This is a genomic window from Paraburkholderia kirstenboschensis (genome assembly GCF_904848585.1).
Taxonomy (GTDB): Bacteria; Pseudomonadota; Gammaproteobacteria; order Burkholderiales; family Burkholderiaceae; genus Paraburkholderia; species Paraburkholderia kirstenboschensis.
On the sequence record NZ_CAJHCR010000002.1, the window covers coordinates 446093 to 465772 of the forward strand.

Sequence of the window (19680 nt, forward strand, 5' to 3'; positions counted from 1 at the left end):
TCATGAGTGCGAGACAACTGTGCCGCTTCTCCGATATCCCTGACGGTGGTGCGCGAGTAATCGACGAGGCATGCATCGGTCGCCCTGTCATTGTGGTACGGCGAGCCGAGCAGGTGTGGGCGTATGTGAATCGATGCCCACACTTTTCGGTACCGCTCGATTTTGTACCGGGTAGTGTTTCATGTTACCGGTCGCAGGTATTGATGTGCGCCCATCACAGCGCGCTGTTCAGATTCAATGATGGAGTTTGTATCGAGGGGCCATGTGCAGGGGCGGCATTAGAAGGCGTGCCTGTCGAGGTCGATTCGTCCGCATGGATCGTTTGTTCGGCCTCTTAGTACAAACGGTAGCGAATTGAGTTGTACCGCGGGTAATCGGTCGAGCAGGCCGCATCAAGCCTGGACGACACTGTCTTCTCGGTCTCCGTGGGAGTCGAAACGACATACTGGCCGGCGGGCTCATCGACATAGAAGAATCCGCCCGGTTGCGATTTGCCGACCGGCGTACCGTTCAAGTTGATGCTCGGCTGCAAAGCGGCGTCGAACACTTAAGGCACTGTAGACGCTGTGTGGCAAAGGGGCGGAACTGCGGTTCCGAAACCCTCTCGTCGCGGCTTGACTCGTTTAAGCGTGCGCACCGCGTAACAAGGCGGTACGTGCGCGTTCGACCCGGAAGAACAAAAGGTCGCAGCGGCGAGCAGCGCTGTGCTCCGCGAATGCTCAGAGCAGTGACGGCACTGCGAATTGTTCTGATAACTGCGAATGGCAGATTCGTACTCTCGAAACCTCAAAACCTGCACGTGTAATAGCGGCTGCCGAGGCTTATGACCAAGGGTGAACTACCATAAGAGTGATTCGGCCCGTGGGAGCAACCAATGCCGCTAAAGTCGCATGTGCTGGTCCGAGGCGATTCACGCATCCCGTACTTCCGAAGGTCAATACTAAAGACCCTGCGTGCCCGGTTCGGCGGCCGTGAATTCATCTGTTCACTGCGAACGTCCGAAGCACCGGACGGCGCCGCGAGTGGAGATATTCAATGGACGACCGATTTGACAGACGAGAACTCCTACTTCACCTCGGCGACATGCTCGAAGCCTTGAGCTGTTTGGCCCGGACAGGCGCGCCCCACACGCCGGTGGTGCAGCTTGCAAAGGAAGAGGATTTGATTCGGGACTTCGAGTTCCTCGGCGTGCTTGCCCCGAAGATGACGGTGGACGAATTCAGTGCACGCGTCGCCGGCGCGTTCTTTCTGTGGCCGAAGGAACTGCTCAATACCGAGCTCAACCGCAAAGCTCTCGCGTCAACCGTTCAACACGAACTCTTCGACGGCAATCTTGACGGCTGGAGCGCCTACGTCGCTCAAATCCAGAAGAAGGTAAAGTGGTTCGGGACGGGGCTCCCCAAGACGAAACCGAACGTCGCGGACGAACGGGGGCACGATACCGCGGAGGAAGTCACTCCGGTCGGGGCCACGCCGTCCGCCGGGCGGAATGCACCCGGGGCGCGAAAAGGGTGGCCTTGGCCCGACCCAAAGACACCACGCTAACTGCTGCCCTCGCGGCCTTTGGGACGGGTTCAAGGTCGTCAGCACGCCCGAGCCCTGGCGACAGCATCGTCAACGGCAGAGCTGTCTGGTGAAATGGACTGGCGACCGACTTCACCTGCGGCCGCCTCACGAAACCTTCGACGCTCGTTAATGCGTTGAGCCAAGCCCCGGGCGCAGGCGGTTAGTGGTGACGCTTCGTGCTGTCCTTCGCCGCTTCCCTGGCATCACCGACATCTTTTCTGGCCTGTCCCGCCGCTTGCTCGACGTCGCCTTTCAGTTCCCGGGACGGCCTGCCCGTGACCTTGCCCATTGCCTCGTTGACCTTGCCCTTCATCTTTTGAGCAACGCCTTTGACCTGGTCCTTGTTCATGATGCAGTCCTCCAAAAATACGGCCCGCGTCGCGCTAATCACATTGCGACACTATCAGTATAGGAAAAGCGCTCGGGTTAGCGAAGTAGAACGCCTGGAGGGACACGCGTTCTGTGGACGCGGTACGGCAGAAGCGTAGTGAAGTTATGGTGCGCCCGAACGGCGCGAGCGTCGCCTGTTCCTGACTCGACGCGTGGCGCGTAGCCCGCGAGGCCGTTCGGAATACGCGGTGTCGCGCAGCTCATGCTGGACCATCAGAACGGCTGCGCTGTTCTGGCGACGCTCGGCCCTTCGCGCGGCCGTCGCTCACTTATGGCGGCAGCGAATCGCCCGTTGCGTAGTCGAAAGGCGGCGGTGTCGCGTCGACGTAAGCCTGTAGCGGTGTCGACGCCGCGTGCAACCCGCTGTCACTGCTACTGGCTGTTTTTCCCGGGGCCGTTCCGTGGTGCGTTGACGTCGCTGTTCGCGCCACTTCGGGTACCCATATTCAGACCATTGGTCTTGCCGCGGTTCAATTGTGCCGTCGGCCGGCTACTGCGCGCCTCGCCGACGTTATTGCCAGTGACATCCCGAGAACCGTCTGCCTTGCCGGTCGGGGCCTTCGTCAAACCAGCGCCGGCACCGGGCGTTGCCGTCCCGCCAGCGGTGCCGCCGGGTTGTGCGTATGCTACGGCCGACAGGGCGACCGCGAGAACTGAAGCGCAAATTGTTTTACCGATGACTTTCATGGCTCCTCCCGGGAAGAAGATGTCTCGTGCAAGCGTCTGCCGCCCGCATGACCTTAGGTGGCGCATAGTTCGTGCCTCGGGTCGCTGACTGTTCGCGGTTGGCAAGGCAAAACGGCCACCGAGTCCCAGAACAGTCTGACGGCGCATTGCGCACCATTTCGACAGACAGGAGTGTCACCACTCAGCACCTTACTGAGGAGCGGTTCCAACGCGCTCAACCGAAGTTGCGCGGGCAGCGACGAATCTCGCGCGGACCGAATCACCGATTTTCAGACCGCCAAGAGGACAATCTGGGGCAACGTCGAATTCCTCAGTTAAAGTCGGGCCGCGCAATGTGACCTCCCGTTTCTTCCGATCGATTTTCAGCACCGTCGCCAGCAACTCCACGCTTTGGGTCGAACTGGCTTCTCCATTCTCTGTTGGCTGCACAACTTCGGTTTCGATTCGCTCGCGGATGCCGCTCGATGCGGCCTTGGCCACATGCGTCAGAATTGCGTTTCTATATGCGATTTTCACCGTGTCCCCCAAGTGAAATTCTTCGAGCTTTGTGACGTCCGGGCTGATTTCAATCACTGCCATTTCGCCGCGCGCGTCGCGCAAGGTCACGCTGTTGTGTAGCGTGTCTATTCCCGTGATGCGTGCCTGAATATGCCGTAGCGCGCTCACACCGGCTGCTTGGCCTGACGTCCGGGAGCTAGCGTCCTGGGAAAAAGCCGGCGGAAGTAGAACCGGGCCAACGAGGATAACCGCAGCGACGATGCCGAAGCGGGAGGCGCGCGTTCTGTATTCACTCATGTCCGCTTCCTCCCCGGTTTCCAAAGCGGGAGCGTACCTCTCGGTTGCAGGGGTACGTCCCATCGGCAATCTGCTGTCAGTAGGTCTTCTTCATACCGCTGCCCGACGCAGGCGCATCCATTCCTCCCTTCTTCTGCGTCTTCGGCTTCATCTGCTTTTGCGACATGTCGCCCGACTGTCCCATCGTGTTTGCGCCAGACGCGCCAGATGGCGACTCCGTCGCCCCTTTTGCATTCGGCGTTCCCATTCCAGTGCCGCCCTGGCCTGCACCCGCGCCGCCCCCACCACCCGCTCCTTGCGCGTAGACGGCACCAGACAAGCTCAGAACTAACGCAGAAAACAAGAATCCTCTCGCAGCGATTCGCATGACGGTCTCCCTCGTATGCAAAGCGAAGCTGTAACCCGGGTGGGTTCGACCCGCTGCATTTGACGCCGCAATTTCTGTTCCGCTATCGGTCATGGCGTGGGTTAGCTATTCCTACACCTGGTTGTTATCGACCTCTCTTTTCGGAGGCGAACATCGCGGCCATGGCGTGCACGGAGCCGGCGACGCTCAGCGGCGGTGCGAGCTGCCCGACAACTCGCGCGCAGTCTGAGACAAGCGTGTGCGCCCTTCCGGAAAAGCCTGTCGACAAGAACAGGGCGATAACGATGACCTGAGTTCGCGGCTTTGGAAGATTTTCAGGGCTTGAAACCAGAGCCATCTATGGTTTTCCACCGACCGTCCGTAGCTGATACATAATTCGTCATTAACTAGGAACGAAGGCTGTGGTCGAGTTACGAATGGTCGCAACAACTATATAGCGCCGGAGCCTGGCTCCATGGTGCAGTTTGGAGACATCATGAGTGCAGGCTTTCAACACCCATTCCCCGCAGCCGCCAATAGTGTCGCGCGAGGCAAAATCGTTAGCGCACAACAAGCCGTCAGACTGATTCGACCGGGAAACACCGTGGCAACCGGTGGCTTCGTTGGTATCGGGTTCGCGGAAGAAGTCGCCATCGCGCTCGAGCAGCTGTTCCTTGACTCAGGCGGCAACGCAAGCGCCACAGCTCGAGACTTAACACTGGTCTACGCGGGTGGTCAGGGCAACGGAGCCGGTAAAGGCTTAAATCACCTCGCTCACGAAGGACTCGTCCGGCGGGTTGTCGGTGGTCACTGGGGACTTGTTCCTGGCCTCCAACGCCTGGCCGTTGAAGGTCTCATCGAAGCCTACAACCTTCCGCAAGGCGTCATTTCCCAGCTGTTTCGCGACATCGCGGCTCATCGGCCAGGTCATTTATCGACAGTTGGACTCGGCACGTTCGTCGACCCACGCAATGTGGCGGCAAGCTCAACGCCCGGACGACGGAGGACCTGGTCAGCCTCATATCCGTCAACGGTGACGATTGCCTTCTGTACAAAACTTTCCCGATCGACGTCGCCATCGTGCGTGGCACAACCGCCGACGCGAACGGAAACGTGACGATGGAGAAGGAAGCGCTCACCCTTGAGTCGCTCGCCATCGCAATGGCCGCGCGTAACTCCGGTGGCATCGTGATAGTCCAGGTCGAACGTATCGCAGAATCCGGCACGTTGAATCCCCGGCAGGTCAAGATACCAGGCATTCTGGTCGATTGTGTCGTGGTTGCCAGACCGGAAAATCATTGGCAAACCTTCGCCGAATCGTACAGCCCGGGGTTCGCCAGCGAGCTTCGCATTGCGACGAGTTCAATTCCGTCCATGCCTCTCACGGAGCGAAAGGTTATCGCACGGCGCGCTTCGTTCGAGCTGATGGCCAACAGCGTGGTGAATCTCGGGATTGGCATGCCTGAAGGGATAGCGAGCGTCGCTAACGAGGAAAAAGTTTGCGACCTCTTCACGATGACAACCGAGCCCGGGGTGATCGGAGGCATCCCGGCCGGCGGCTTGAATTTCGGTGCCGCAACCAACACCGACGCCATCATCGACCAGCCCTACCAGTTCGACTTCTATGACGGCGGCGGTCTGGACATTGCATTTCTCGGGCTGGCTCAAGTCGACCGGGACGGCAACCTGAATGTGAGCAAGTTTGGTCCGAAGCTCGCGGGCGCTGGGGGCTTCATCAACATCTCCCAGGCCGCCAAGAAGGTTGTGTTTGTCGGAACGTTTAACGCCGGCAAGCTGGATGTGATTATCAAAGACGGGCGTCTGCAGATTCTTCAGGATGGTGTTTCGCAGAAGTTCGTAGAAGCCGTAGAGCATCGAACTTTCGCGGGTCGTTATGCTAACGAGCGCCACCAGCCCGTGCTGTACATCACGGAGCGATGTGTCTTTAGACTGACTCCAGATGGTCTCGAACTCTCCGAAATTGCGCCCGGGATCGACCTTCAGCGAGACATCGTTGCCCAGATGGGTTTCACTCCCGTCATCAAAGCACCACCGCGCCTCATGGATGCCCGCATTTTCGAGAACAAACCGATGGGTTTGCGAGCAATGCTCCTGAGCCTGAAGCTCAACGAGCGCTTCAGCTACGACGCCGATAAAAACATGCTCTTCATCAATTTCGAGGGACACAAGGTGACGACCGCTGAGGACATCGATGCAATCCGCACCGAGGTCGAGCGGGCGTTGTCCGGTCTCACGGTCAAGCCTCACGCAATCGTCAACTACGACAATTTCTCGATAGCTCCAGAGGTCATTGATGCCTATTCGGAGATGGTGACCGGTTTAGTCGCCCGCTATTACTCGGACGTGACCCGGTACACGACGAGCAGCTTCCTTCGAATGAAATTGGGGGACGCTCTGCAGCGACGCAGCGTCGCCACGTACATCTATGAAAGTCCCGAAGAAGCATCGTCTCATGAACCTCGGTAGTTGAGTCGGTAGGCTTTCGGCATTGACCGCCACCGACGGAGGAACCAGAAGCTCAGTAGAGATGCAGTTAGCTGCGCGGGTCGATTCCCGCATGATTCTGCGGCGACACAAGTCGGGAAGCGAATTGTCTCGACCGCATCGACCACTTTGGCACTAACGTGTGTATCCAAGGAAATCAATGAACGCTTGGGTCGTCACTGACCTCGCTTGCGTCTTGCTCCAGAGCATGCCGACGTCCATGTTGGGAATTTGAGTTTTTAGCTCTTTGGCATCAATGCGCTTTCCCTCGAGCGACCAAGGCCGGAAGACCATGTCCGAAAGAATCGTAATGCCGAAGCCATGTGACACGAAAGCTCGCACCGCTTCCATCGACCCTGTTCGCAAAATCACGTTTGGTGCGAGCTTCTCTTTGCGCCAGTAGCGCATTGCAGATGCTTCGCCCTCGTCCACAGTAATCATCACGTAGGGGTATTGGGCGATCTGGCTTAGCGTGGGTCGGTCGACCTTTGCAAGAGGATGAGTCGGGGACACCCACAGCTTGCGGGGTGAGCTTATCAAACTGCGATGCCCGAAGCGCGCAACGTCAGATGCGTTTGAAAGCAATGCGACTCCCACGTCGACGTCGCCTGCCAGTACTGCCTGTTCCAGTGGCTCGCGTTCCAGGTCGTGAAGCTCGAAGTTGACGTTTGGATAGCTTGCGCGGAACCGGGCTAGCACTTCAGGAAGGAAATATCCCATCACCGTGTACGAAGCCGCCACCCTCACGACTCCGGCTATCTCGTGCGCGCGCAACCGCGACTTATGAACGGCATCATTCAATGAATCGAGCACATGGCGAGCGTGATTGTAGAAATCGTGACCGTCGAGCGTGATGGTCACGCCCTGCGGATGCCGCTCGAATAGCCGAGTGCCCAGCGTCTCCTCGAGCGCGGCGATGGCCGCTGTTACCGCCGACTGCGAGACGTGCTCCCGGGAGGCAGCCATCGATACTTGCCCGCACTCGGCAGTAGCGACGAAGTACCGGAGCTGCTTCATGGTGATATCGATAGCCATCTGAAATTCCGATACGGTGTCAGCGAAAATGTGATTTTACGATGAGCCGGGGCATTCCTATACTGCGTTACCACAATCAAAACCGGAGACAGCTCGATGGAATCGAGTGGCCTCAGTGCGCGCCCCGCAAGTTGTGGCGCAGAGTCGGCAGTCACACTTGAGGACAAATACCTCAAGCCAAGCGGCCGCGTTTATATGACAGGAACGCAGGCGCTCGTTCGGATGCTTCTTGCGCAGAAGCTTCGAGATGAAGCCGCCGGACTAAACACGGGAGGCTTCGTTTCAGGGTACAGAGGTTCGCCGCTGGGTGCGGTAGACCAGGAACTCTGGAAGGCCAAGAAGCATCTGAGCGCAAGCAACGTCAAGTTCGTCCCCGGGCTGAACGAGGAACTGGCGGCAACCGCCGTCTGGGGCACACAGATGGTGAACCTCGACCCGAACGCGACCGTCGATGGCGTGTTTGCCCTTTGGTACGGAAAGGGCCCCGGTGTCGACCGGAGCGGCGACGTTTTCAAGCACGGCAACATCGCTGGCACCTCCCGTCACGGCGGTGTGCTCGTGATTGCAGGCGACGACCACAGTTGCAAATCGTCGAGCTTGCCGCATCAGAGCGAACACGCATTTATTGCTGCCATGATGCCAGTGCTGAATCCCTCCGGCGTGCGCGAGTTTGTGGAATTTGGGCTGCATGGGTGGGCCATGTCGCGCTACTCAGGGTGCTGGGTCGGCTTCAAAACCATCACGGATACCATCGAGACATCGGCGTCGTTTGAAATCGACCCGCTAGCCGTGGAAATCACCATTCCGGATAGCTATCCGATTCCGCAGGACGGCTTTTCTATTCGTTGGCCAGATGCGCCACTCGAGCAGGAAAACCGACTTCAGCGCGAGCGCCTTTACGCGCTTCTCGAGTACGTGCGCGTCAACAAACTGAACCGTCAGCCATGGAGCTCGCCCGAGGCTAAGCTCGGTATCGTCACTACCGGCAAGAGCTATCTGGATACTCTCGAAGCACTGGCTCTGCTTGGTCTGGATGAGACGACCGCAGCACAGGCTGGAATTCGTCTACTCAAAATCGGTGTTTCGTGGCCGCTGGAACCCCGGTGCATCCGCGAGTTCGCGGAGGGGCTTTCTGAAATCCTCGTAGTCGAGGAGAAGCGGCAGATTATCGAGTATCAAATCAAGGAGCAGCTTTACAACGAGCCGGTGGCCTCGCGCCCTCGTGTCGTCGGAAAATACAGCGAGGCTGGCGAGTGGGTCCAGGTACCGAAGGACGGCATCCTTTTGTCTCCAAATGGGGAGCTTGCTCCAGCCACAATCGCGGCAGTCATCGCGGCGCGTCTCGTACGTACAAGCGATGGTGACGTGCCCGCTTCCGTGACAAGGTTCCTCATTCCTGCCGACTGCGCGGCAGCGAAATCCGGCCTGGACTCGACACTCCCGGCCCGCGTTCCGTATTTCTGCTCGGGCTGCCCGCATAACACGTCCACCAAGGTGCCCGAGGGAAGTCGCGCGGTCGCCGGCATCGGTTGCCACTTCATGGCGATGTGGATGGACCGGCGCACCGAGACCTTCACGCAGATGGGCGGTGAAGGCGTCACCTGGGTCGGACAAGCCTCATTTACGAAGACGCCCCATATCTTTGCGAATCTCGGTGATGGCACGTACATGCACTCCGGCTCTCTGGCCATCCGGGCATCGGTCGCAGCGGGTGTGAACATCACATATAAGATTCTTTATAACGATGCAGTAGCCATGACCGGTGGTCAGCCGGTCGAGGGCGCGCCCTCGCCGTTGCAGATTGTTGCGCAGGTCGCTGCTGAGGGGGTGAACCAGGTTCATCTCGTCTCGGATGAGCCGGAGCAGTTCGCTCAAGCGAAGCTTCCACAAGGCACCCGCCTACTGCATCGTTCAGAAATGGAGGCCCTCCAGAGAGAACTCCGCGAAGTGGAAGGCGTAACCGCCATCGTGTATGTCCAAACCTGCGCTGCGGAGAAGCGGCGCCGCAGAAAACAGAAGAAGCTCGAAGACCCAGCGCGTCGTGTCCTCATCAACCAGGAAGTATGCGAGGGGTGCGGCGATTGCGGCGTCCAGTCCAATTGCGTGTCCATCTTGCCGCTCGAGACTGAGCTGGGCCGCAAGCGCGTCATCGACCAGAACTCATGTAATAAGGATTTCTCGTGCGTGAGCGGCTTCTGTCCTAGCTTTGTGACCGTCGAAGGCGGAAAGCTAAGGAAGGCGGCTCGCACAAAGACTGCAGCGCCGACAGGTCTGCCTGCTCCCGCGCACGTATCTCTCAAGCGGCCCTTCAACATTCTCGTAACAGGCGTCGGCGGTACAGGGGTCGTGACGATTGGCGCACTGATGGGCATGGCCGCACACATCGAGAACAAGGGCGTGCTCGTGCTTGACATGGCAGGGATGGCCCAGAAAGGCGGCGCGGTGATGTCACATATCCGCATCGGCGCTAGTCCGCAGGATTTGCATGCTGCCCGCGTGGCTGCGAGCGAGGCAGACCTGATTCTCGGTTGCGACATGATGGTGGCGGCCAGCAAGGACGCCATTGCGATGTCAAACCGCTCGCGAACGATTGCGCTGTTGAACACCGACGTCGCGCCCACCGGCAGCTTTGCGCGAAATCCGGACTGGCAGGCGTCACAGGAGGGTCTGCAATCGCAGGTCGCCGCAAATGTATCGTTGGTCGAGCCTGTGGACGCGACTTCTATTGCAACGTCGTTGCTCGGTGACGCCGTCGCAACCAACATGTTCCTTTTGGGCTACGCGTGGCAAAAAGGATGGATTCCTCTGGCCGAGGCGTCTCTGATGCAGGCAATCGAACTGAATGGCGCCGCCGTCGCGATGAACAAGGAAGCGTTTGCGTGGGGGCGCCAGGCTGCCGTCAACATCGCCATTGTCCGCGAAGCTGCCGGTCTTCAAAAGATTACGCCGGTGCTCTTCCTGCCGAAGCGCCTGGAGCCGCTCGAAAGCATTGTCGAGAACCGCAAGCAACGACTTACCGGGTACCAGAACCGTAGCTATGCGAGCAGCTTTGAGGCGTTCGTGAAATCCATCGCCGCAGTCGAACGCAATCGGGTCGGGGGTGACAATTTCACACGCGAAGTCGCGTGCAGCCTATACAAGCTATTGGCCTACAAGGACGAATACGAGGTGGCACGCCTCTATACCAACGGAGAGTTCGAGGCCAAGGTGAAGGCTCAGTTCGATGGAGAGGTATCGCTCCAGTTCCATCTTGCTCCCCCACTCTTCGCGAAGCGCGACAAAAACGGGCATCTGATTAAACGTCAATACGGTCCTTGGATGATGACTGCCTTCCGGATGCTCGCTGCATTGAAGTCGTTGCGAGGCACCGCGCTCGACCCATTCGGTTTTACCCAGGAGCGTAAGCAGGAACGCGCCTCGATTGAACGTTTCCGTGCGCTTGTCCTGGAGCTAGCTCACGAGTTGACCGATAAGAACCTGAAAATTGCAGTCGAGCTGGCCCGGCTGCCTCAGACCGAGCGGGGGTTCGGACATGTCAAGGAACGGAATGTCCAGGCCGCCATTGGCCGACGGAAGGAGCTTCTCGATGAGTTCAAGGCGGGTGCGTCCGAAAGCCTGAAAGCGGTTGCCTGGTAGGCGACGCGGGTAACTTCATTAGTTCGGCGATTGGGCGTCCGAGTAGCTCTTGGGCAAGTCGAGCGCTGCTTGGCGCTGGTTCTATTGCGCGTACGAAGAATGTCGTATCAGATGGTGCTACTCCACGGGACTGCAAACGAAAACGCTTATTACGTGGGAACGCAACAAGCGCTGTACCGCTGGCTTGCTTGCGCGCCCGCAAGATGGGCGGATAATCGCAAGTTCGACGATTCCGCGTGACCAGCCCCCGCCTGCTGTCGTCGCCATTCTGCTGGGAACGATATCCGTGCGCATTGACCCATACAGTCTTGAACTCTTTATTGCAGTGGTTGAGGAGGGTTCGATAGCCCGAGCGGCCGCACGAGGCCACATATCGTCGTCAGCTATCAGTCGGCGCATTGCTGACCTGGAGACCTCTCTTGGCGCGCTTTTACTGACGCGTTCACCGTCTGGTGTCGAGCTGACGGAGGCAGGTGCCCATGTTTTTTCACGGGCTCGTGCACTGAACGACCAATTGCAGTCATTGGTGGGCGAGGTACATTCGTTGGCAGGCCAGGTCTCGGGAACCGTTCGGCTATATGCAAACGCCTCCGCCATCGTCGGGTTTCTCCCTGAACTACTGACGACTTTCAAGGCAGAGTATCCGCTGGTCGAGATTGCTCTCATCGAGCAGATAAGCAGTGATGTACTGCGCGCATGTGTGGACGGCCGGGCAGATGTGGGAATCTCGTCGGCGGTCGTCGCGCCAGACAGCCTCGACTCCTGGCACTTTGCAGACGACCCCTTGCTGGTTGTAGTTCCACGGCAGCACGAGCTCGCGTCAGTGACTGCCCCGACCTTTAGTGATGTGCTGGATTTCTCGCTGGTTGCACTGCAGGCCGGAGGAACGCTCGACCAGGAGTTGCGAGAGCGCGCGGCAGCCATGGGGAAGCCACTCAGAGTATCGGTCACGGTTAATAGCTTTGACGCCCAGTGCCGGATGGTAGAGGCTGGCTTAGGCATTGGCATCGTGCCGACGAGCGCGGCTTCGGCGTTCGCGGGGTCGCGAAACTTCATTCGTCACCCACTCGATGCACCGTGGGCGACGAGCAGGACGCTGCGAGTGCATGCGTTCAAAAGGTCATCGCGCCGCAAGGCGGTTGCGGCCCTGATATTGCATCTATGTTCACATAGCCATCAGGGTTAATGCGGACGTCGTGATTGGTAATGCCCCCCTTGTGATTCCAGCACTTCGTCCCGGTGCCGAAGACAGTCTAGATTTCCTGCAAGGAGACTAGACATGCCGATTTTGAAGCTGGATGGCCGGGTGCTTTTTCTTTCCGCAGACCCGGACGTCATCGACCGACAGTTAAGCGGCGAAGACCTGACCGCGACGACGGCCGGGACGCTGCGCGACGACGTGTCGACTGATGAAATCACACCAATGAGCGTGCTCACGCGCTTCGACGAGCGGCTTGCGCGTGTTCCTTATGTTGGATTCAGAGCAGGTGAACGCACGCCCATCGGTATGGACGCTGTTCGCGCCCGAGGTTTTTGCGTGACGGTTGCCGGCAATCGATACGGCAAGGGGTCGTCTCGCGAGCACAGCCCGGTGGCCGAGTACCGCGCTGGTATCCGGCTTGTCATCGCGAGAAGCTTCGAGCGCATTTACCGGCAAAATGCCGACAACGTCGGACTCCTCACGTCGACAGACTTTGGGCTCCTCGAACGCATTCAGCGTGGAGAAGAAATCGACATCGACGAACTGGTGGCATCTCGCGACGCGCTTGCGTCAGCCATTCTCCGCAGCGGCGGCCTTCTGCGGTACGGCGCTAGTCACATGCAGCACATCAAGACGACCGCTAAGTCTAACGACAACCTTCCACGCACACTCGCTCAAAAAATCATCGAGAGGCACGCGTTAGAAACAGAGGCGACGGGCGACTCACAGAACCGTGGAGAAGGAGCCTTTGTCCGCGCGGACTGGCGCTTCATTCACGAGTACTACACCGGCATGGCGACTCACATGCTGCATTCGACGTTCGGTCGCCCGCTGAAATTGTATTCGCCCGAGACGATTCTGACGTTCGAGGATCACCTGTCCTACTCGCATAAAAGCGAGCTGCACATCCGCAACGGGCTACTTCCGGATGTCCGCGAGCTGTCTGAAGCTCACCGTGCTTTCGTTCGCGATTACGGTCTGCGCGACCATGGTTACCTCAGCGAAAACGGCAGCGGAATTAACGAAGGCTCGGAAGGCATCTCGCACGCAATGATGGCGGAAAAGTATGCGCTGCCAGGGCAACTGGTAGTAGGCACCGATTCGCACACACCGCATAGCGGAGCGCTTGGCTGCGTTGCATTTGGAGTTGGCACGACGGACATGTCCAATGCGTTCATCACTGGCGCAGTACGTATGACCGTACCCGAGTCATTGCGCATCGATTTCCGCGGACCGATTCCGGCCGGAGTGACCGCGAAAGATTTAACACTTCATCTTCTTGCCGACCCTCGCATCCGTGCCGGTGCGGGCGTCGGCAAAGTATTCGAGTTTGCTGGCTCCGCCATTTCGCAGCTGACGACCGACGAGCGCACGACCCTCACCAACATGACTGCGGAACTTGGCGGTTTTACAGGCATCGTCGCTCCCGATGAAGAGACGGTCCGGTTTCTGAAGGAACGTCGTGGCATCCACTTCCAGATCGAGCCCTGGATGCGAAGCGACGACGGCGCTCCATACGCTGCGACGATCGAGATTGACTGCACTCAAATCGCTCCGATGCTGGCGGCACCCGGAGACCCTGGCAATGGCATCTCGCTGAATCAGTTGAGCGACAGGCCGCAGATTGATATTGCCTACGGCGGCTCATGTACTGCCGGCAAGCGCGAAGATTTCGACCATTATCATGAGGTCCTCGCGTGGGCTGCCGACCGGGGAATTCGCGTCCCTGAAAACGTGAAGTTGTTCCTACAGTTCGGCACGTCGGACGTGCGGGACTACTGCATCAAGCGCGGATATCTCGACGCTTTCGAGCGCGTTGGCGCGATTTTGCTTCAACCCTCATGCGGCGCATGCGCTAACTGTGGCCCAGGTTCGTCCACTGACGCGTCGCAGGTCACTATCAGCGCAATCAACCGAAATTTCCCGGGTCGCTCTGGACCTGGAAAGGTCTGGCTCGCCAGCCCGCCAACCGTCGTGGCAAGTGCACTGGCCGGCAGGATTATCTCCTTCGCCGAACTCAAGGAGCAACACCAGTGAAGATTGCTGTCATTCCAGGCGACGGCATCGGGCCCGAAGTGACCGCTCAGTCGGTGCTGGTTCTGAATTCTCTTCGTCGGCACGACTTTGAATTCGATGCGGTCGAGCTGCGGGCCGGTGCAAGCGTTTATTGCCCAGGAACGCGACTCGTTGGCACTCGCGAGATGGGTGAAGCCATCGCGCAAGCCGCGCAGAACAGTTAGCCGTCTTCTGCCTGGCAGCATCAACCAAATACTAGACGGAGACAACCATGACTACTATGGAAGGCGCTTCATCCTTAGGCGCCAAAGAAACTAGCGTGCCCGGTGAGGATTCGCTCGTCGATAAAGCCGGAATATCTGCACGTCTTGACCGACTTCCCGCCACGCGGAGCGTCTGGAAACTGATCGTGTTGCTCAGCCTCGGCTTCTTCTTCGAACTGTACGATTTGCTCTTCACCGGGTATATCGCACCGGGTTTGGTGAAGGGAGGAATTCTCACTTCGACGACCCACGGGCTTTTCGGAACGTCGGGTGTTGCGAGCTTCATCGCATCTCTCTTTAGCGGTTTGTTCGTCGGAACCATCGCCTGCGGCTTCCTCGCTGACCGCTTTGGTCGGCGTGCAATCTTCACGTATTCATTGCTCTGGTACGTAGCGGCTAATACGGTAATGGCTTTCCAGGAAACGGCGACGGGGCTGAACTTCTGGCGCTTCGTCTCCGGTCTTGGCATCGGCGTTGAGCTCATCACCATTGGCACTTACATGTCCGAACTCGCACCGAAGCATATGCGCGGGCGGGCGTTTGCAATCTGCCAGGCAATCGGATTTTCCGCGGTCCCGGTCGTAGCCTTTCTGTCTTACTTGCTCGTACCGAAAGCCTACCTGGGATTGGACGGCTGGAGGTGGGTCGTATTGATTGGCGGTATCAGTGCGGCGTTCGTGTGGTATTTCCGTCGAAACTTACCGGAAAGCCCTCGATGGCTCGTCAGCAAGCAGCGATTCGCAGAGGCCGACGCCGTGCTATCTCGGCTCGAAGCTCAGGTCGAGAGCCAATACGGAAAGCCGCTTCCTCCGCCAGGACCGTCCGAGCCGATTGCAATCAAAGGCGGCTTCTCTGATATGTGGAAAGCGCCGTACCGGAAGCGGACCCTCATGCTGATTGTCTTTCACATATTCCAGACGGTCGGCTTTTACGGTTTTGCTAACTGGGTACCCACGCTGCTTGTGAAGCAGGGAATCACAGTAACCTCAAGCCTGCTTTATACGACAGTCATCGGCTTGGCGGCTCCCCTTGGGCCTTTGCTCGGCTATCTTATTGCTGACCGCTTTGAACGCAAGCACGTCATTGTTTGCATGGCGGCGCTCAATATCGTGGCCGGACTGCTTTTCAGTCAAACAACCTCGGCCGTGGCGATAGTGATGCTAGGCGTTTGTCTAACGCTTGCGGGCAATATCATATCCTTCACGTACCATGCCTATCAGCAGGAGCTGTATCCCACTACGATTCGTGCACGGGCGGTGGGCTTTGTTTACTCCTGGAGTCGGGCGTCAGCAGTATTCAGTTCGTTCATCATTGCGTTCATGCTGAAGGACTTCGGCGTGACCGGCGTGTTCATCTTCATCGCCGGCGCGATGATGCTGGTTATCCTGGCAATCGGACTGATGGGGCCCCGGACGCTCGGAAAGTCGCTGGAGAACATTTCTCGCTGACCTTGCTGCATGGGTGGTCAACTCGAGACGGCGGCAGAGACTGCTGTTGCTGCCGCCTCTCGTGGCTTCGAATGAATGCCGCGCAAGTCGCTTGAGCCAAAAATTGAATGAGCGCTCATAATCCAGGTGGCCGGCTCGTCGCCATTTTCGCTGGTCCTCGTATCGCTCGACCGTATCACGTGAGCGCATCTCGACCACCTATACTTACGAACTACCCGCCGAAATCAATCGACGGGGATATCGGCAACAGAGTTCAGAACATATGGCATATCAGGGTATTGAAATCGCTCAACTGCGCGCACAACAAGAAGCATTAAACAGGCAACTGGCTGAAGCCAAGGAACGGGAGACCCTCCTCGTGTTGCATGAAATCGTGCAAAAGATGGGTGAGTACGGCATCTCCGTCTCCGAGCTGACGGGGCGCAAGGTAGGCGTTCAAGCAAATGAACTGGCAGCAAAATACCGCGACCCCGTAAGCGGCTCAACCTGGAGCGGCCGTGGGCGAGCACCCGCCTGGATTGCAGGCAAGGACCGCAACGAGTTTCTGGTGGATAAGCGTGCCGCCCCGCACGCTATGGCGCAAGGGGTGCTGTTTTCTGAAGGGCATTGAACAAGTCGCGTTGCTCCACCGTCTCGTCTGGGGTTGTGATTTCACCGGTCCTTACCTTCGCCTCGCGAGAAAGCTGCCAACCTGGCCCCGAATCTGGGCGGCGCCGTAACTTCTCGCCGCCGATGGAAACCTGAAACGGAACAAAGGCTCGGGATACGCCAACCGTCTTACTCCGCTGACGCGGGGCGGTCGCTGCGCAGGCCATGCAACTCCAGGCGCGGACAACATCAATTTGCGCTTCACACATTGCGCGATTGGGTGCAGCCAACACGCACGGCGCTGTCACTTCGCAGCCGCGAGCTCACTGCCTCGCCGCCCACGCCGCGAGGCCGCCAAGCGGACGTTGTGTCAGCAGCAAACGCCGTCGCAAGCTGTCATTTCTTGCCGCGCCTCCATCGGCGGTCAAGCCGGGATTTCGCGAAAGACACGGCGTATTCGCACGCGGCTTTCTCGGTAGGAAAATGTTTCATCGGCCCATAGGCGCGCTGTTTGCCGAGTCCAGTGGTAACGATGGCAATCGCGGCATATCCGCTCGCGGATAGCGACGCCACAGGCACTATGGTCGCGCCTGCGTACTCAACCGGCTTTGTGTGCATGGCAGGTACCTCCCCAAGTCTGCAAGACTAGCAACGGGTGACGGCGAACTATGTGCGCACCCTCACAAACGTGACAGCTCACCTAAGCGCTTATTAGCATGCGTAATGCCGGGCTACGATTTCTAGAGTAGGCGACTCAGGCTTTTCTGGTCGAAGAAAAGTGGTGATAGAGTGCGGCGCCAAGCCGGCCGCTCTGACAGAATCAGAGCGGCCGGAGAAACGGAACCAGGCTAAGGCCTACAGTGAATTGAGCCTCGAATTCGATCGCCAGCCATCAGATTGGACTCAAACTTCCCACGGGCATTGACCGACACGACGCACCAGGAGCACCATGCGCTCGTACGTAGAAGGGTCGCCAGGCCGCACATACGACTCTGGAAGCACCGAGTTCTGTAAGCCGTACCTTTTTAGCGTATCGACGTCGAAGCAGGCGCTGGCGCGTCTGTACCTGCATTGATGTTATGCGTCCCTCCCAGGTAACGGCATCAAAACATCCTTCGGGTCATAACGGGTCCCTCTGCCGCCACGGGACGGCACAAGGGAAGCCGTGAGCTACGGCTCGTGCGGCATCAGCCGTGTCGGCTGAAGACAGGAAGTCCAACATGAAACTCGACGACGCCGATTTCCGGCAACTGCGCCGTCTCGCTCCGGTTCTCGACGACTTGCTGAATGCAGGCGAGGTCGAGCATGCGGACCAGGCTGTACATCTTGCTGCACTGGCACAACTCTGCTGGCACCTGTTCGAGGCGTATCAGCGTCAGTACCCTGATGAGACGGCGCAGGCAAGCCTTGATGCAATCGAGTCGCAACATCGCAAGCCGTCCCGGTTGTAAGCCCCGGTTGTAAGCCCCGTTTGTCAGTCCGCGCCCGAATGAGCAGATGTGCTGATTTTGCCGTAGGGCGTCGGACAGCCCCGCACGGCACGATAAGCGGACGTCAATCAGAAGCCGAGCGATTCAGACTTGCAGATGTATTGGCGACGCGCTCGCCGAACGCTCATGCGCGTCGCGGGCACACATGAAGCCCACCCAATAACCGAATACGACGCTGTGGGCAATGCAGTACGGGGTGGATTGTCATTGCGTTTTCCAGACGTGAGCATATAAATAAACCAGTTGGTTGCGCTCAACAGTAATTAGGGCGGAGTCGAACCGGCAATAACGGCCCGAATGCCTTTCTGCGCTGGCTTGCCGCCGACATGAAAGACCCACGGGTAATACATTCTGAGGTGCCCTATGTCGGCGATACAGCACGTTTTCGTTCTGATGCTTGAGAATCGTTCTTACGACAGCGTGTTTGGATGGTCCAACTTGACGGGCGTCTCACCCGGAGGTGAGACCACAACCGCCAACGGACTGCCCACTACGCCCATAGTCAATTTCGGACGAACCGGGACGGCTTATCAGCTAGGCAAGGGTGCGCCCTATGCGCTTGGCTTCGACCCCGGACACGAATTTACCGACGCCTGCGTGCAGCTGTGCGGGCTACAGGTCGCCAGTGGAGATACCGTGCGTAATGACTCCCTCGTTATCGGCCCGAACGGCTATCCACCATTTGCGACGGACACTTCGACGATGGGTTTTGCCGCGACGTACGAGGACCATTCCGACGCGGTAGCCGACGCTTTTAACGCCTTCACACCGGACCAGCTCCCGGTACTGAACTTCCTGGCCCGCCAGTACGGCGTGTGCGATAACTGGTTCGCATCGATGCCGGGGCCAACGTGGCCCAATCGTTTCTTTGCTGTGGCCGGCACCTCGTCCGGGCTCGACCATTCTCCGAGTGATGTGCAAGTTGTGGAAGCGGTGTTCTTCAACGCACCGCTTTTCACTTTTCCGAACGGCACGGTTTTCTCAAAGCTTCAGGAGTCGGACTGGCTTATCGTGCAAGGCGACGTTGCACAGACGCGCGGTATTCACGGGATGCAAAATCTGCTTAGTCGTTTCGTTCGAATGGATACGCTGCTTTCCCGGCTTGCTGATAATTCATTGACCGAGAAATTTATCTTTATCGAGCCAACGTACGATGCGAAGAATGACTTCAGAAACGGCAATTCGATGCATCCGGCCGGCGACGTTCGGAACGGGGAAGCGTTGGTCAAGCGGGTGTACGACGCTATAAGTGGCTCTAACCTATGGTCCAGCAGTGTGCTGCTCATAGTCTTCGATGAGCATGGTGGCTTCTTTGACCATGTGACGCCTCCAGATGCCGAGCCGCCGGGCTCCGCCGAAAATGCCCGCCTGAAAACTCACGGCTTCGCGTTTGACAGGCTCGGCGTACGCGTGCCGGCCATCGTCGTCTCTCCTTTCGTTCCCGCTGGCACCATTGACCATTCGGTGTACGACCACAGCTCTATTCTGAAAACAACAGATACACTGCTTGGGCTTAATGGATTGCTCAACCTGACGGCGCGTGTGCGCGCAGCGGACAACTTCGCGAAGATGTTGAGCCTTTCCACGCCTCGTTCCGATATCCCGCAATGCCCGTCACCCGTCGCTGCGAGTGGTGACCCGAGACCCACCAGCGAAGGCGCTCCGCGGTCGAAGGACCCTTTTCTGCCACTGTACGCGCATCACTAGAGCCAGC

15 protein-coding genes and 1 pseudogene are annotated in these 19680 nt (G+C 58.4%); 11 read left to right on the forward strand and 5 right to left on the reverse strand.

Going from position 1 to position 19680, the window contains the following annotated elements; translation table 11 throughout:
- The first annotated feature begins 2 nt into the window (after window positions 1-2).
- Both JMY24_RS08605 and JMY24_RS08610 read left to right on the forward strand, forming a co-directional pair.
- On the forward strand, window positions 3-338 hold the full coding sequence (locus JMY24_RS08605; RefSeq protein WP_128594837.1) for a Rieske (2Fe-2S) protein: 336 nt from the start codon (window positions 3-5) through the stop codon (window positions 336-338).
- Between the two features lie 697 nt (window positions 339-1035).
- Window positions 1036-1545, forward strand: coding sequence for a Mov34/MPN/PAD-1 family protein (locus JMY24_RS08610; RefSeq protein WP_128594835.1), 510 nt, complete (start codon window positions 1036-1038; stop codon window positions 1543-1545).
- Window positions 1546-1726: 181 nt separating this feature from the next.
- Here JMY24_RS08610 and JMY24_RS08615 read toward each other — a convergent pair whose 3' ends face one another.
- The 4 genes from JMY24_RS08615 to JMY24_RS08630 form a co-directional block, all read right to left on the reverse strand.
- A complete protein-coding gene (locus JMY24_RS08615) occupies window positions 1727-1915 on the reverse strand; it encodes a CsbD family protein (RefSeq protein ID WP_128594834.1) in 189 nt (62 codons plus the stop codon).
- Window positions 1916-2328: 413 nt separating this feature from the next.
- Window positions 2329-2643: a hypothetical protein gene (locus tag JMY24_RS08620; protein ID WP_128594833.1), complete on the reverse strand. Its 315-nt coding sequence runs from the start codon at window positions 2641-2643 to the stop codon at window positions 2329-2331.
- Between the two features lie 189 nt (window positions 2644-2832).
- Window positions 2833-3438, reverse strand: coding sequence for a hypothetical protein (locus tag JMY24_RS08625; RefSeq protein ID WP_128594832.1), 606 nt, complete (start codon window positions 3436-3438; stop codon window positions 2833-2835).
- 76 nt (window positions 3439-3514) lie between these two features.
- Window positions 3515-3781: a hypothetical protein gene (locus JMY24_RS08630; protein ID WP_328809178.1), complete on the reverse strand. Its 267-nt coding sequence runs from the start codon at window positions 3779-3781 to the stop codon at window positions 3515-3517.
- A 499-nt stretch (window positions 3782-4280) separates the two neighbouring features.
- Between JMY24_RS08630 and JMY24_RS08635 the strand changes: the two are divergent.
- Window positions 4281-6271: pseudogene (locus JMY24_RS08635) on the forward strand (acyl CoA:acetate/3-ketoacid CoA transferase).
- A gap of 153 nt (window positions 6272-6424) precedes the next feature.
- Here the strand turns inward: JMY24_RS08635 and JMY24_RS08640 are convergent.
- The gene (locus JMY24_RS08640) at window positions 6425-7324 is read right to left on the reverse strand and encodes a LysR family transcriptional regulator (RefSeq protein WP_128594830.1); all 900 of its coding nucleotides are present in this window, start codon (window positions 7322-7324) and stop codon (window positions 6425-6427) included.
- A gap of 96 nt (window positions 7325-7420) precedes the next feature.
- Between JMY24_RS08640 and JMY24_RS08645 the strand changes: the two genes are divergently transcribed.
- From JMY24_RS08645 to JMY24_RS08680, 8 genes are all read left to right on the forward strand, one after another.
- Window positions 7421-10960: an indolepyruvate ferredoxin oxidoreductase family protein gene (locus JMY24_RS08645; protein WP_201701832.1), complete on the forward strand. Its 3540-nt coding sequence runs from the start codon at window positions 7421-7423 to the stop codon at window positions 10958-10960.
- 286 nt (window positions 10961-11246) lie between these two features.
- Complete coding sequence (locus tag JMY24_RS08650) at window positions 11247-12146, forward strand: LysR substrate-binding domain-containing protein (protein WP_128586560.1); 900 nt, start codon at window positions 11247-11249, stop codon at window positions 12144-12146.
- Between the two features lie 93 nt (window positions 12147-12239).
- Window positions 12240-14198 (forward strand): aconitase family protein, encoded by a 1959-nt coding sequence (locus JMY24_RS08655; RefSeq protein ID WP_128594829.1) that lies wholly within the window; start codon window positions 12240-12242, stop codon window positions 14196-14198.
- Entirely contained in the window at window positions 14195-14401 is a 207-nt protein-coding gene (locus JMY24_RS08660) for an isocitrate/isopropylmalate family dehydrogenase (RefSeq protein WP_128594828.1), read from the forward strand. Before JMY24_RS08655 ends, JMY24_RS08660 begins: the two co-directional genes overlap by 4 nt.
- Before the next feature lie 47 nt (window positions 14402-14448).
- Window positions 14449-15888, forward strand: a complete 1440-nt coding sequence (locus JMY24_RS08665; RefSeq protein ID WP_128594827.1) for an MFS transporter — start codon at window positions 14449-14451, stop codon at window positions 15886-15888.
- 262 nt (window positions 15889-16150) lie between these two features.
- Window positions 16151-16498 carry an H-NS histone family protein gene (locus tag JMY24_RS08670; RefSeq protein WP_128594826.1) on the forward strand — a complete coding sequence of 116 codons (348 nt, stop codon included), beginning with the start codon at window positions 16151-16153 and terminating at the stop codon, window positions 16496-16498.
- 1198 nt (window positions 16499-17696) lie between these two features.
- On the forward strand, window positions 17697-17927 hold the full coding sequence (locus JMY24_RS08675; RefSeq protein ID WP_128594824.1) for a hypothetical protein: 231 nt from the start codon (window positions 17697-17699) through the stop codon (window positions 17925-17927).
- A gap of 402 nt (window positions 17928-18329) precedes the next feature.
- Window positions 18330-19673, forward strand: a complete 1344-nt coding sequence (locus JMY24_RS08680) for an alkaline phosphatase family protein (RefSeq protein ID WP_128594823.1) — start codon at window positions 18330-18332, stop codon at window positions 19671-19673.
- Window positions 19674-19680 lie beyond the last annotated feature (7 nt).